This is a genomic window from Flavobacterium sp. LM5, assembly GCF_002017945.1.
In the GTDB taxonomy this organism is placed as follows: Bacteria; Bacteroidota; Bacteroidia; order Flavobacteriales; family Flavobacteriaceae; genus Flavobacterium; species Flavobacterium succinicans.
Map to the genome: position 1 here is coordinate 1,237,071 of NZ_MUFX01000001.1, position 17,482 is coordinate 1,254,552.

Consider the following 17,482-nt stretch of genomic DNA (forward strand, 5'->3'; position numbering starts at 1 on the left):
CTGCTTGTAATCCGTTTACAAATATCAATCAGGTAACGAGTACTACCCCTAACGGAAACTATTTCTTTACGATTGGCGGAACTACTATTCAAACCAAAGTAGAAAATGGATTTATTTTGATAGCCAATGATGTAGGAGCAGCTGTATCACAAGATCTACAAGAAGTAACCAATCTAGATGTTACTGTTAGAGGAATTGTCAGCAATAACGTGCTCTCCAATTTGGGAGTTATTGAAGAAATCAATATTAGATCAAGTGATGGGGTAGTGGATGTAAAAACGACCAATACAACGCTTATTAGTCGAATAGCAGGAGGACAAACCCTTCATCAAGGACAAGCGGATAATGCTATTAATGATTCTTGGATAGGTGCTTCAGCTGACAACATAAAAGATGACGCATCTTGTCCTACCTCACAAGGCACAACGCTTAAAGGAAATATTATACATACTTGTGGTGCGATTTCTGGGATGAATTGGATACCCAATTTGGGTTACCGAAGAATTAATGATGGAGCTGGCAATGTAGCAGCATCGGTTAGTTTTGGTCTATGGTTGAAGGGAGCAATTCCTCCTACTATAACTAGTGTTTCTCCACTCACGGGTTGCCCAGATGCAACCATTACCATCACTGGGACTAATTTGGCTACAGTACAATCAGTAACTATTGGGGGTGCAGCAGCCACAGTCGTAGCTGCTAATGCCACTACCATTACTGCAAAGGTGGGTGGAAATACGGGTACAGTAACCGTTACGACAACGGAAGGAATTGCAACCTCTACAGATGCATTTATGGTTACCACTGATCTAACTGCACCTCAAGGTTCAGGTTGTAATCCTTTTACAAGTATCAATCAGGTAATGAGTACTACCCCTAATGGCAGCTATTTCTTTACGATTGGCGGAACTACTTTTGAAACAAAAGTAGAAAATGGATTTATTTTGATAGCCAATGATGTTGGAGCTCCTGTATCTCAAGATTTACAACAAGTAACCAATCTAGATGGAACTATAAGAGGCATTGTCAGCAATACTGTATTATCCAATTTGGGGGCTATTGAAGGAATAAATATTAAATCTAGTGACGGCGTATTGGATTTAAAAACTACCAATACTACACTTCTCAATCGAATAGTAGCAGGGCAAACCCTTCATCAAGGACAAGCGGATAATGCTATTAATGATTCGTGGACTGGAACTTCTGAGGCGAATATTAAAGTAGACGCAACTTGCACAACAACGTTTGGCACCTCTCTTAATGGAAATATTATTCACGTATGTGGACTGTCAACAGGCACTACTTGGATACCTAAAATTGGTATCCGAAGAATAGCTGATGGCAGCGGAAATGTAGCAGATGCGATAAGTTTTGGCTTATGGGTTAAACCGAAAGCACCTGTTTTAGTGGCAGGTGTAAACGGTGGAAATCTCTGGCTAAAAGCGGATGAAGGTGTAACCAATTCAGGTTCTACTGTAACAGGCTGGACAGATCAAACGGGATTTAATGTTTTTACAAAGCAAGGAAATATTGGGTTTGTTGATAATGCTATTAATTTCAACCCAATAGTGAGTTTTAATAATACCGACTCTAATACAGTCGTGCCAACTAATCGATTGGATGGAAACACAAATATTAGTTTTGTAGATGGGTTTGCAGTTTACAAATATGCTTCTAGTGCTAAAAGGGGTGCAGTAGTAGGTGGTACAGTTTCGGGTTCAAAGTATGGAGAAGCTGTTTTTGCTGCTGACGATGATTTAAGAGTTTATGTGGGCAATGGTCTTAATGCTAGCTATCAAAGCTATGAGAATCTTAATCTAGATAATAAATTCGATATTAATAATTTAGATGTGAGTTTAGCTACCGTACCCTATGCAACAGGAAGATTGAATAGTAAAGAAGAAATAATCACAGACGGTAGCAGTACAATTAGTGACTTTAGTAACATTATGCTAACCCCTATGATTGGTGGTACTAATAATACTGGAGGAAATATTCCACAATCTGGTTGGTACCCTTTCAATGGACAATTGGCAGAAGTTATTTTTTATCCAAATAGTTTAACAGTAAGTGACAAAGTAAAGGTAGAATCCTACTTAGCTATAAAATATGGTATAACATTAGACCCATCTGTTGGCAATTATGTTAATTCATCAGGTACTGCCATTTGGAATAATACCAAGTATTGGCACGATGTTTTTGGTATTGGAGAAGATGATACTAGCACATTAAATCAGCCTCAATCCAATAGTATCAACACAGGAAGTGGGGACGGTACGGGTCAAAGTGGGAAAGGAAATATCGTATTGAGTAATCCAAGTTCTTTAAATAATGGAGACTTTTTGATAATGGGTCATGACAATGGAGCTTTGACTGAACAGACGACCGAAGTCCCCACATCAGGACAAAATAGAATAGCTCGCGAATGGCGGGTGAAACGAAGCGGAGATCCTGGAACAGTAGATTTGAGTTTTGATATTGCAGGACTTACTTTTTCAGGAAGTACTGCCAATCAGTTTAAACTTTTGATTGATGCAGATGGCGATTTCAGTATCGGTGCAACCTCCGTTAATGCAGGCAGTCTCTCGGGTTCCAAAGTAGTGTTTAACGGATTAACACTACCAGATGGTTTTTACTTGACCATTGTTACCAATACCCCTGGACCTAGTGTTACAGGTGCTAACCTTTGGCTAAAAGCGAACGAAGGTGTCACTAATTCAGGTTCTAATTTAACTGGCTGGACAGATCAAACAGGTACCAACACATTTACAAAACAGGGTACTATTGGATATCAAAGCAATGGCATCAACTTTAATCCAACCGCAAGTTTTTCAAACGGTTACACTACAGGGGTGTTGCCCCCCAATAGATTAGAAGGGAATACAGACATCAATGTAGTACAAGCGTTTGCGGTATATAAAAACGCTACAAGCAGTCCTGCAAGAACGACTTCATTATTTGGACGCTTTGATGGTAATAATAATGTTACTACGGGTCTTTTTTTAGGTCCAACAAACGATAATACTTATGTTTACTTTGAATTGAATGCAGCTGCAGATGCTTATCTGTCTTTTCCATCATCAATTAATTATGATAAGTTTAACTTGCAAACCATTGATGTATCTCCAACAGTTGCTCCTTTTGCGAATGCTTGGACGAATGGAAAGAATAGTTTGGTAGAAGCAACATCAACTGGCGGTGTAGAATATACGGCAATACCCTTAACGCCTTTAATAGGTGGAACAAAAAATCCAAGTTTTTTCAACTTTAATGGTGAAGTAGCCGAAATTATTACGTATAACACAGGACTAAGTACTTTTGATAAAATAAAAGTTGAAAGCTATTTAGCTGTGAAGTATGGAATAACACTAGATGAATCTGTAAATAATTATGTTAGTTCTAGTGGTTCTTCAATTTGGGAATATAGAACCCATTGGCACGATGTTTTTGGTATAGCTAAGGATGATGCTAGTTCATTAAATCAATCTCAATCTAATAGCATCAACACAGGAAGTGGGGACGGTACGGGTCAAAGTGGGAAAGGAAATATCGTATTGAGCAATCCAAGTTCTTTAAATAATGGAGACTTTTTGATAATGGGTCATGACAATGGAGCTTTGACTGAACAGACGACCGAAGTCCCCACGTCAGGACAAAATAGAATAGCTCGCGAATGGCGGGTAAAGCGAAGCGGAGATATTGGAACAGTAGATTTGAGTTTTGATATTGCAGGACTTACTTTTTCAGGAAGTACTGCCAATCAGTTTAAACTTTTGATTGATGCAGATGGCGATTTCAGTAGCGGTGCAACCTCCGTTAATGCAGCTAGTCTTTCGGGTTCCAAAGTAGTGTTTAACGGAGTGACGCTAACAAACGGTGGCTATTTGACCATTGTTACCAAAACCCCTGGACCTGGTGTTTCTGGTGCTAACCTTTGGCTAAAATCAAACGAAGGTGTTACTAATTCAGGTTCTAATGTAACAGGTTGGACGGATCAAACAGGTACCAACATATTTACAAAACAAGGAACTATTGGTTATCAAACCAATGGCCTAAATTTTAATCCAATAGTTAACATTGATAACTCGAGCTCTCCTTCAAATCAATTACCGTCTAACCGATTTACAGGTACTACACCAATAGAAGGAGTAGAAGCTTTTGCGATTTATAAAGATGCTGCAAACAGTAATAGTGGAAGTATTCTTAGTTCAACAGCAGCAGGACCTTCATATCCAAGAGGATTTTTTCTAGGAAATAATAGTCAATTTTTAACTGTTGCAGATGGAGTGAATCAAAACACCTATCCTTATACACAAGGTGGTACTTTTCATATTTCTAATATTGATGTTTCTCCTTTAGTCTCTCCTTTTAGTCAAGTGAGAATTAATGGAAGTCCTACAATTGTCACCGTTGGTATTGGAGATTTTTCAAAAGTTGTAATAACACCATTAATAGGAGGAGTTGTTAACGCTACAGGGAGTTCGTACAGACATTTTAATGGTCAATTGGCAGAATTAATTCTTTACTCTTCAGCCTTGACAGCCAGTCAAAAGCTCCAAATAGAATCCTATCTAGCTATAAAGTATGGTATAACATTAAATCCGAGCGTTGTTAATTATGTCAATTCATCAGGTACTGTTCTTTGGAATGATACTAAGTACTGGCATGATGTATTTGGTATTGGTAAAGATGATGCTAGTTCATTAAATCAACCTCAGTCCAATAGCATCAACACAGGAAGTGGGGACGGTACGGGTCAAAGTGGTAGAGGAAATATAGTATTGAGTGATCCAACATCGCTTGATAATGGTGATTTCTTGATGATGGGTCACGATAATGCGGCATTGACGGAGCAAACTACCGATTTACCTACTAATTTGAGTGGTAAAAAGCGGCTATCTCGTGAATGGAAGGTGAGTAAAGCCAATACCCCTGGAACCTATAATTTAAGTTTTGATACTACAGGGCTTTGTTTGTCGGCTAGTACTGCAGCAGATTTTAAACTGCTTGTAGATTCCAATGCAGATGGGGAGTTTATTGCGGCAACCACCATAGATGCTGCGTCTTATGCCAATAACATTTTGTATTTCACAGGTGTTGATTTGCCAAATAATGCTGTTTTTACCTTTTTGACTTCGCCTCCAACAATCCAGCTTACTTCTGCTGTAGGAACCGATGCGCAAACGGTATGTACCAATACAGCGCTTACGTCTATTGTTTACACTACTTCAAAAATCACAAATGCAGTGGTCACAGACTTGCCAGCGGGAGTGAGTGCCAATTTTTCATCTAATACCTTAACCATTAGTGGTACGCCTACTGCTTCGGGGGTTTTCAATTATACCATTCAATTGAGCAGTACCCAATGTCCTCCACTAGCCGATGTGAAAGGCACAATCACGGTTACAGCCTTACCCAACAAGCCAAGCATTACCACATCAGGAGCTACTAGTTTCTGCGCACCTGGTTCAGTGGTGTTGAATAGTAGTTCCAGTACAGGCAATCAGTGGTACAAAGACGGCAGTGTCATAGCAGGAGCAACGTCCAATAGTTATACCGCGACCGATTCTGGTGTTTATACGTTAGTCGTAACTCAAAACGGCTGTGTGAGTGTAGAGAGTAACCAAGTAACGGTAACGGCCAATGCCTCCCCAGGTGCTCCAACGCTCAATGCTACAGGCAATACGGTTATTTGTGAAGGAGGCAGTGTTCGTTTACACACCTCTTCATTAACAGGAAATAAATGGTTCAAAAATGGAATAGAAATTCCAGGGGAAACCAGTAGTGATTATGATGCCACAAGCACTGGAACTTATACCGTAGAGACAATCAATACGGCGGGTTGTGTGAGTGGATTGAGCACACCGATACAGGTCACGGTAGACCCAAATAAAATTGTGGCACCTATTACAGGAGCAGACAGCGTTTGTAAGGGTTCAAGCATCACCCTTTCAAGTACTACAAAAACAGGTGTTTGGAACAGCAGCAATACCGGTATCGCCACTATTGATGGTTCGGGAGTGGTAACAGGAGTGAGGGCTGGTACAGTAACCATTACTTACAGCGAGGCCAATAGCAGTGGTTGCGTGACTAGTGTAACCAAAACCATTACGGTCATAGCCCAACCGATACAGCCTACCATTAGTGCTTCAGGAGCGACAAGTTTCTGTTCCCCTGCAACGGTGACCCTAAGCAGTAGTGCTGCAACAGGCAACCAGTGGTATAAAGACGGCGCTGCGATAACAGGTGCTACCGCTAGCGTCTATACTACAGCGGATTCAGGTTCTTATACTGTAATTAGTACGATAGATGGTTGCGCTAGTGCAGAAAGTACTGCGGTGGTAGTCACCGTTAGTGTGCCACCAGCAGTAGATCCTATAGCAGGGGCAGCAGTGGTGTGTTCGGGAGCCACCATTCAACTAACCAATGCCACTTCTGGCGGCGTTTGGAGCACTAGCAATACAAGCATCGCCAATGTAGATGGTTCAGGTAGAGTAACGGGAGTAAGTGCTGGAACGGCCACCATTACTTTTACCGTTACCACTAGGTTTGGATGTGCTACTAGTGTGAGTAAAGATATTACCGTAATTGCCTCACCATCTAAACCTAGTATCACGACTTCGGGCAGTACTAGTTTCTGCGCCCCAGGATCGGTGGTATTGAGCAGCAGTGCCGGTTCAGGTAATCAGTGGTACAAAAATGGAAACGCAATAGTGGGTGAAACAACCAGCAGTTATACCGCCACCGATTCGGGTATTTACACGGTAATAGTGACACAAAACGGTTGTGTTAGTGTTGAGAGTGACCAAGTAACGGTAACAGCCAATGCTACCCCGAGTGTTCCAACGCTCAATGCTACAGGCAACACGATTATTTGTGAAGGAGGCAGTGTGCGTTTACACACCTCTTCATTAACTGACAATATATGGTTTAAAGACGGACTAGTAATTCCTGGAGTAACCGGCAGTGATTATATCGCGACCACTACAGGTACTTATACTGTAGAGAGTAGTAACACATCGGGTTGCGTGAGCGGTTTGAGTGTGCCTATTGTGGTAACGGTAAACCCCAACCGAATTGTGGCACCTATTATAGGAGCAGACAGGGTTTGTGCCAATGCGAGCATCACCTTAAGCAATGCTACTGCAGGTGGGGTTTGGAGTAGTAGCAACACTGGTATTGCCACTGTTGATGGATCGGGAGAGGTTACAGGAATAATTGGCGGTACGGTGACCATTACCTATAGTGCAAGCAATACAAGTGGTTGCGTGACTAGTGTAAGCAAAACCATTACAGTAACACCAGAGCCAGTAACACCTGTTATAGGAACTTCAGGTCCTACTTCCTTTTGTTTACCGGGTTCGGTAGTATTGAGTAGTAGTGCAACTACAGGAAATCAGTGGTATAAAGATGGTTTACCTATAGTAGGGGCAACAGCGAGTGTTTATACTGCTACAGATTCAGGAACTTATACGGTTGTTAGTACTCAAAATGGTTGTTCGAGTAATGATAGTGGCGCTGTTGTGGTTCGGGCGAATGGTTTACCTTTCTTAGACCCAATAACTGGAGCGGATGTAGTATGTACAAGCACTACGACTTTGCTGAGCAATACGATTCCTAGAGGAGTGTGGAGTAGTAGTAATACAGGTATTGCTACTATTGATGGTTCAGGGCTTTTAACAGGAATCAGTGCGGGTAGGGTAACAATTACGTATGCCTTTACCTCCCGATTATCGGGTTGTTCAAGTACTGTTAGCAAAGAGATTACAGTTACTACTTTACCTAGTAAGCCAAGTATTACCACATCAGGGGCTACAAGCTTCTGTGCCCCAGGCTCAGTGGTTTTAAGAAGTAGTGCCAGTTCAGGCAATCAATGGTATAAAGACGGCACTATAATAGCAGGAGCAACAACCAGCACCTATACCGCTAACGATTCAGGTATTTATAGCGTAATTGTGACGCAAAATGGCTGTGTTAGTATAGAGAGTGACCAAGTAACGGTAACAGCCAACGCTACCCCTAGTGTTCCAACATTGAACGCCACAGGCAATACGGTTATTTGTGAAGGGGCAAGTGTTCGTTTACACACGTCCTCTTTAACAGGCAATAAATGGTTTAAAGACGGTGTAGAGATTTTAGGGGAAACTGGCAGTGATTATATCGCGACCACTACGGGTACTTATACCGTAGAGAGTATCAATACGACGGGTTGTGTGAGTGGTTTGAGTGTACCTATTGTGGTAACGGTAAACCCAAATAAAATTTTAGTGCCTATCACAGGAGCAGACAGGGTTTGTGCCAATGCGAGCATCACCTTAAGCAATGCTACTGTAGGTGGGGTTTGGAGTAGTAGCAACACCGGTATTGCCACTGTTGATGGATCGGGAGAGGTTACAGGAATAATTGGCGGTACGGTAAGCATCAGTTATAACGTGACCAGTTCAAGTGGTTGTGTGACAAGTGTAAGAAAAAACATCACGGTAACACCAGAGTCAGTAACCCCTGTTATAGGAACTTCAGGTCCTACTACATTTTGTATACCGGGTTCGGTAGTATTAAGTAGTAGTGCAACCACAGGAAATCAGTGGTATAAAAATGGTGCACCTATAGCAGGCGCAACAGCGAGTGTTTATACTGCTACGGATTCAGGATCCTATAGGCTAGTTAGCACCCAAAACGGTTGTTCGAGTATTGTGAGTAGCGCAGTTGTGGTTCAGGCGAATGTAGTACCTGTGTTAGACCCCATAACTGGATCGGATGTAGTATGTACAAGTACTACTACTTTTCTAAGCAATACCCTTCCTAGAGGAGTGTGGAGTAGTAGTAATACAGGTATTGCTACTATTGATGGTTCAGGACTTTTAACCGGAATCAGTGCAGGTAGGGTAACAATTACGTATACCTTTACCGCCCGATTATCGGGTTGTTCAAGTACTGTTAGCAAAGAGATTACAGTTAGTACTTTACCTAGTAAGCCAAGCATTTCCACATCAGGGGCTACAAGCTTCTGTGTCCCAGGCTCAGTGGTTTTAAGAAGCAGTGCCAGTTCAGGCAATCAGTGGTACAAAGACGGCACTATAATAGCAGGAGCCACCGCCAGCACCTATACTGCCACCGATTCGGGGATTTATAGTGTAATTGTGACGCAAAACAACTGTGTTAGCCTAGAGAGTGATCAAGTAACGGTATCAGCCAATGCTACCCCGAGTGTTCCAACGCTCAATGCTACAGGCAACACGATTATTTGTGAAGGGGCAAGTCTTCGTTTACACACCTCTTCAGTAACAGGTAATAAATGGTTTAAAAATGGAATAGAAATTCCAGGGGAAACTGGCAGTGATTATATTGTAACCACTAGTGGATCATATACTGTAGAGACAATCAATACGACAGGTTGCGTGAGTGGCACAAGCACACCGGTATTGGTAACGGTAAACCCAAATAAAATTGTAGCACCTATTACAGGAGCAGACAGGGTTTGTGCCAATGCGAGCATCACCTTAAGCAATGCTACTGCAGGTGGGGTTTGGAGTAGTAGCAACACTGGTATTGCCACTGTTGATGGATCGGGAGAGGTTACAGGAATAATTGGCGGTACGGTCACCATTACCTATAGTGCAAGCAATACAAGTGGTTGCGTGACTAGTGTAAGCAAAACCATTACAGTAACACCAGAGCCAGTAACACCTGTTATAGCAACTTCAGGTCCTACTACATTTTGTTTACCGGGTTCGGTAGTATTGAGTAGTAGTGCAACCACAGGAAATCAGTGGTATAAAGATGGTTTACCTATAACAGGGGCAACAGCGAGTGTTTATACTGCTACAGATTCAGGATCTTATACGGTTGTTAGCACTCAAAATGGCTGTTCGAGTATTGATAGTGGCGCTGTTGTGGTTCAGGCGAATGGTTTACCTTTCTTAGACCCAATAACTGGAGCGGATGTAGTATGTACAGGCACTACTACTTTGCTGAGCAATACGATTCCTAGAGGAGTGTGGAGTAGTAGTAATACAGGTATTGCCACTATTGATGGTTCAGGGCTTTTAACAGGAATCAGTGCGGGTAGAGTAACAATTACGTATACCTTTACCTCCCGATTATCGGGTTGTTCAAGTACTGTTAGCAAAGAGATTACGGTTACTACTTTACCTAGTAAGCCAAGCATTTCCACATCAGGGGCTACAAGCTTCTGTGCCCCAGGCTCAGTGGTCTTAAGAAGTAGTGCCAGTTCAGGCAACCAATGGTATAAAGACGGTACGGCAATAGTAGGAGCCACCGGCAGTACCTATACCGCTACCGATTCAGGTATTTATAGCGTAATTGTGACGCAAAATAGCTGTGTTAGTGTTGAGAGTGACCAAGTAACGGTAACAGCCAACGCTACCCCTAGTGTTCCAACGCTGAATGCTACAGGCAACACGGTTATTTGTGAAGGGGCAAGTGTTCGTTTACACACGTCCTCTTTAACAGGCAATAAATGGTTTATAAATGGAATAGAAATTCCAGGAGAAACCGGCAGTGATTATATAGCGACTACTACAGGTACTTATACCGTAGAGACAATCAATACGACAGGTTGTGTGAGTGGCACAAGCACACCGGTATTGGTAACGGTAAACCCAAATAAAATTGTAGCGCCTATCACAGGAGCAGACAGGGTTTGTGCCAATGCGAGCATCACCTTAAGCAATGCTACTACAGGTGGGGTTTGGAGTAGTAGCAACACCGGTATTGCCACTGTTGATGGATCGGGAGAGGTTACAGGAATAATTGGCGGTACGGTCACCATTACTTATAGTGCAAGCAATACAAGTGGTTGCGTGACTAGTGTAAGCAAAACCATTACAGTAACTCCAGAGCCAGTAACACCTGTTATAGGAACTTCAGGTCCTACTACATTTTGTATACCGGGTTCAGTAGTATTGAGTAGTAGTGCAACCACAGGAAATCAGTGGTATAAAAATGGTGCACCTATAGCAGGGGAGACCGCGAATGTTTATACTGCTACGGATTCAGGATCTTATACAGTCATTAGTACGATAAACGGTTGTTCGAGTATTGTGAGTGGCGCTGTTGTGGTTAAGGCGAATGTGTTACCAGTGTTAGACCCAATAACTGGAGCGGATGTAGTATGTACAAGTACTACCACTTTGCTAAGCAATACCCTTCCTAGAGGAGTATGGAGTAGTAGTAATACCAGTATTGCTACTATTGATGGTTCAGGGCTTTTAACTGGAGTAAGTGCAGGTAGGGTAACAATTACGTATACCTTTACCGCCCGATTATCGGGTTGTTCAAGCAGTGTTAGCAAAGAGATCACAGTTAGTACTTTACCTAGTAAGCCTTCGGTTACTGCAGCTAGTAGTACAAGCTTCTGTGCCCCAGGCTCAGTGGTTTTAAGAAGTAGTGCCACAACAGGCAATCAGTGGTACAAAGACGGCAGTACTATAACAGGAGCAACAACCAGCAGTTATACCGCTACCGATTCAGGTATTTACACGGTAATAGTGACGCAAAACAGCTGTGTTAGCCTAGAGAGTGACCAAGTAACAGTAACGGCCAATGCTACGCCAAGTGTTCCAACACTCAATGCTACAGGCAACACGATTATTTGTGAAGGAGGCAGTGTTCGTTTACACACGTCCTCTTTAACAGGCAATAAATGGTTTAAAGACGGTGTAGAGATTCTAGGAGAAACGGGCAGTGATTATATCGCGACCACTACGGGTACTTATACCGTAGAGACCATCAATACGACAGGTTGCGTGAGTGGCACAAGCGCTCCGATACTGGTAACGGTTGATCCTAAACGCATTGTAGCACCTATTACAGGAGCAGACAGGGTTTGTGAGGGTTCTAGCATCACTCTTGCAAGTACTACCACAGCAGGAGTTTGGAGTAGCAGCAATACCGGCATCGCAAGTATTGATGGTTCTGGAGTAGTAACAGGGTTGAGTGCGGGTACAGTGACCATTACCTATAGCGCAAGCAATACGAGTGGTTGTGTGACCAGTGTAAGCAAAACCATTACAGTTATAGCCCAACCGATACAGCCTACCATTACCGCTTCAGGAGTCACAAGTTTCTGTTCTCCAGCAACGGTTACTTTAACAAGTAGTGCTGCAACAGGCAACCAGTGGTACAAAGACGGCGCTGCGATAACAGGTGCTACCGCTAGAGTCTATACGGCATCGGATTCAGGATCTTATGCAGTCATTAGTACGATAAACGGCTGTTCTAGTATAGAGAGCATTCCAGTGGTAGTTACCGTTAGCGTACCACCAGTGGTAGATCCTATAGTAGGAGCAACAGTAGTGTGTGCAGGAAATACAATACAGTTAAGCAATACCATCCTTAAAGGGGTTTGGAGTACTAGCAATACAGGCATCGCCACAATTGATGGTTCAGGACTTTTAACTGGAGTAAGTGCAGGAACGGCTACCATTACTTTTACCGTTACCACTAAGTTTGGTTGTAAAACTAGTGTGAGTAAAGACATCACGGTAAGAGCCTTACCCAACAAGCCAAGCATTACCACATCAGGGGCTACAAGCTTCTGCGCCCCAGGCTCAGTGGTTTTAAGAAGTAGTGCCACAACAGGCAATCAGTGGTATAAAGACGGCAGTGCTATAACAGGAGCAACAACCAGTAGTTATACCGCTACCGATTCAGGTATTTATAGCGTAATTGTAACGCAAAACAACTGTGTTAGTGTTGAGAGTGACCAAGTAACAGTAACGGCCAATGCTACTCCTAGCGTCCCAACACTCAATGCTACAGGCAACACGATTATTTGTGAAGGAGGCAGTGTTCGTTTACACACGTCCTCACTCGCAGGCAATAAATGGTTTAAAGACGGTGTAGAGATTCTAGGAGAAACGGGCAGTGATTATATCGCGACCACTACGGGTACTTATACCGTAGAGACCATCAATACGACAGGTTGCGTGAGTGGTACAAGCGCTCCGATACTGGTAACGGTTGACCCTAACCGCATTGTAGCACCTATTACAGGAGCAGACAGAGTTTGTGAAGGTTCTAGCATTACCCTTGCAAGTACTACCACAGCAGGAGTTTGGAGTAGCAGCAATACCGGCATCGCAAGTATTGATGGTTCTGGAGTAGTAACAGGGGTGAGTGCGGGTACAGTCACCATTACCTATAGCGCAAGCAATACGAGTGGTTGTGTGACCAGTGTAAGCAAAACCATTACAGTTATAGCCCAACCGATACAGCCTACCGTTACCGCCTCAGGAGTCACAAGTTTCTGTTCTCCAGCAACGGTTACTTTAACAAGTAGTGCTGCAACAGGCAACCAGTGGTACAAAGACGGCGCTGCGATAACAGGCGCTACCGCTAGAGTCTATACGGCATCGGATTCAGGATCTTATACAGTCATTAGTACGGTAAACGGCTGTTCTAGTATAGAGAGCATTCCAGTGGTAGTTACCGTTAGCGTGCCACCAGTGGTAGATCCTATAGTTGGAGCAACAGTGGTGTGTGCAGGAAATACAATACAGTTAAGCAATACCATCCTTAAAGGGGTTTGGAGTACTAGCAATACAGGCATCGCTACAATTGATGGTTCAGGACTTTTAACTGGAGTAAGTGCAGGAACGGCTACCATTACTTTTACCGTTACCACTAAGTTTGGTTGTAAAACTAGTGTGAGTAAAGACATCACGGTAAGAGCCTTACCCAACAAGCCAAGCATTACCACATCAGGGGCTACAAGCTTCTGCGCCCCAGGCTCAGTGGTCTTAAGAAGTAGTGCCACAACAGGTAATCAGTGGTACAAAGACGGCAGCGCCATAACAGGAGCAACAACCAGCAGTTATACCGCTACCGATTCAGGTATTTATAGCGTAATTGTAACGCAAAACAACTGTGTTAGTATTGAGAGTGACCAAGTAACAGTAACGGCCAACGCTACCCCTAGTGTTCCAACGCTGAATGCTACAGGCAACACGATTATTTGTGAAGGGGCAAGTGTTCGTTTACACACCTCCTCTTTAACAGGCAATAAATGGTTTAAAGACGGTGTAGAGATTTTAGGGGAAACTGGCAGTGATTATATCGTTACCACTAGTGGATCATATACTGTAGAGACAATCAATACGACAGGTTGCGTGAGTGGCACAAGCGCTCCGATACTGGTAACGGTTGACCCTAACCGCATTGTAGCACCTATTACAGGAGCAGACAGAGTTTGTGAGGGTTCTAGCATCACTCTTGCAAGTACTACCACAGCAGGAGTTTGGAGCAGCAGCAATACCGGCATCGCAAGTATTGATGGTTCTGGAGTAGTGACAGGGTTGAGTGCGGGTACAGTCACCATTACCTATAGCGCAAGCAATACGAGTGGTTGTGTGACCAGTGTAAGCAAAACTATTACAGTTATAGCCCAACCGATACAGCCTACCATTACCGCTTCAGGAGTCACAAGTTTCTGTTCTCCAGCAACGGTTACTTTAACAAGTAGTGCTGCAACAGGCAACCAGTGGTACAAAGACGGCGCTGCGATAACAGGTGCTACCGCTAGAGTCTATACGGCATCGGATTCAGGATCTTATACAGTCATTAGTACGATAAACGGCTGTTCTAGTATAGAGAGCATTCCAGTGGTAGTTACCGTTAGCGTACCACCAGTAGTAGATCCTATAGTAGGAGCAACAGTAGTGTGTGCAGGAAATACAATACAGTTAAGCAATACCATCCTTAAAGGGGTTTGGAGTACTAGCAATACAGGCATCGCTACAATTGATGGTTCAGGACTTTTAACTGGAGTAAGTGCAGGAACGGCTACCATTACTTTTACCGTTACCACTAAGTTTGGTTGTAAAACTAGTGTGAGTAAAGACATCACGGTAAGAGCCTTACCCAATAAGCCAAGCATTACCACATCAGGGGCTACAAGCTTCTGTGCCCCAGGCTCAGTGGTTTTAAGAAGTAGTGCCACAACAGGCAATCAGTGGTACAAAGACGGTACTGCCATAGCAGGAGCAACAACCAGTAGTTACACCGCTACCGATTCAGGTATTTATAGCGTAATTGTAACGCAAAACAACTGTGTTAGTATTGAGAGTGACCAAGTAACAGTAACGGCCAATGCTACTCCTAGCGTCCCAATAATTCGTTCTTCAAGAAATACAACGGTTTGTGAAGGCACTAGTGTTCGTTTGTATACGTCATCTACAACAGGTAACCAATGGTTAAAAGACGGCCTAGTGATAGCTGGTGCTACAGGTAGTGAATATTTTGCTACTACAAGTGGAAGTTATACCCTTGAGACGATTAATGCTACAGGCTGCGTTAGTGGGGTAAGTACAGCCATACAAATAGTAGTTAGCCCAAATCCAGTAGTAACCCCAATCACAGGAACAGATACAGTTTGTGCGGGTTCTAGTATTCTCCTATCCAATAGCACCACAGGCGGCGTTTGGAGCAGCAGTAATACAGGCATCGCCACTGTTGATGGTTCAGGTCTTTTAACAGGGCTGAGTGCAGGTAGCGTAACCATTACCTATAGCGTAACTAATACTGCTGGTTGTACAACTATCGTAAGTAAATTTATGACGATTATCGCACAAACTATAAAACCTACCATTACCCCGGCGAGCAGCACAAGTTTCTGTGCACCAGGCTCAGTGGTACTTAGAAGCAGTACTACAACAGGCAACCAGTGGTACAAAGACGGCAGCGCCATAACAGGAGCAACAACCAGCAGTTATACCGCTACCGATTCAGGTATTTATAGCGTAATTGTGACGCAAAACGGTTGTGCTAGTGAGATGAGTGATGGGGTATTAGTAACAGCCAATGCTACTCCTAGTGTCCCAATAATTCGTTCTTCAAGAAATACAACGGTTTGTGAAGGCACTAGTGTTCGTTTGTATACGTCATCTACAACAGGTAACCAATGGTTAAAAGACGGCCTAGTGATAGCTGGTGCTACAGGCAGTGAGTATTTTGCTACTACAAGTGGAAGTTATACCCTTGAGACGATTAATGCTACAGGCTGCGTTAGTGGGGTAAGTACAGCCATACAAGTAGTAGTTAGCCCAAATCCAGTAGTAACCCCAATCACAGGAACAGATACAGTTTGCGCGGGTTCTAGTATTCTCCTATCCAATAGCACCACAGGCGGCGTTTGGAGTAGCAGCAATACAGGCATCGCCACTGTTGATGGTTCAGGTCTTGTAACAGGGGTGAGTGCAGGTAGCGTAACCATTACCTATAGCGTAACTAATGCTGCTGGTTGTACAACTAGCGTAAGTAAACCTTTGACGATTATCGCACAACCTATACAACCTACCATTACTCCGGCGAGTAGCACAAGTTTCTGTACACCAGGATTAGTTATTTTAAACAGTAGTGTAAGTACGGGCAACCAGTGGTACAAAGATGGTACCGCAATACCAGGTGCTACCGCTAGCAGCTACACTGCTACAACATCAGGATCTTATACGGTGCAAGTAACCCAAAACAGCTGTTCGAGTGTAGTGAGTAATGCGATATTGGTTACGGCTAATGCATTGCCAGTACTTGGACCAATAAGTGGTTCAAATTCTCTAAATGTCGGAAGTTCTATTACGTTGGCCAATGGAACATCAGCAGGAGTTTGGAGTAGCAATAACAATGCTGTAGCAACCATTACGCCCTCTGGAGTGGTTACAGGTATTTCTTCTGGTTCAGTGATTATTAGTTACACTGTTACTAATGGAGCAGCTTGTACTTCAGTAGTTACAAAAACAATTACAGTATTGGATTTTGTACTTAATGCTGTAGATGATGATTTTACTTCGACTCCATTTGATGCATCAAAAGAGCAAGTTTTGGATGTTTTAGCAAATGATAAGGAAAATAATGGAACAATAAATGCTCAAAGCATTGTAGTTACCATTGTAGACAATGATGGTTTGCAAGGAGTAACGGTGGATAGCCAAGGAAGAGTTGTTATTCCTGCAGGTTCAGCAATAGGAATCTATATTTTAACGTATTCAATTTGTGATAAACTCAATGCTAATAATTGTTCAACGGCCATGATTACGGTTGAATTAAAAGACCCTTGTGACTTTGATGACAGTGCAGCTGGTTGTGATGTTGTTGCAAGGAATGCCATATCACCCAACAATGACGGTTTGAATGATGTATTTATAATCGACCGAATTGAGAATTATCCTGACAATACTGTGGAAATTTATAACAGATGGGGACAATTGGTATTTAAGATGAATGGCTATAATAACAGCTCGAAAGTGTTTGTTGGAAATGCAGAAGGCGCTGGTGTTAATGATAAGAACGCCAACTTAGCTTCAGGTACTTATTACTATGTAATCAAATACAAAAAACCAATAAGTGGCGCTATGAAACAAAAAGTAGGATTCTTATATATTTCATATTAAACAGAAGTAAACGAATATACTTTTCCAATAGAAAACCCTTTCTGAATCAATATATTCAGAAAGGGTTTTTAAATTAT

At 42.8% G+C, this 17,482-nt stretch carries 1 protein-coding gene; it reads left to right on the forward strand.

The window, feature by feature from the left end; all coding sequences use genetic code 11:
• Positions 1-116 precede the first annotated feature (116 nt).
• Complete coding sequence (locus BXU11_RS05260) at positions 117-17,405, forward strand: gliding motility-associated C-terminal domain-containing protein (RefSeq protein WP_078211263.1); 17,289 nt, start codon at positions 117-119, stop codon at positions 17,403-17,405.
• The last annotated feature ends 77 nt before the right edge of the window (positions 17,406-17,482 follow it).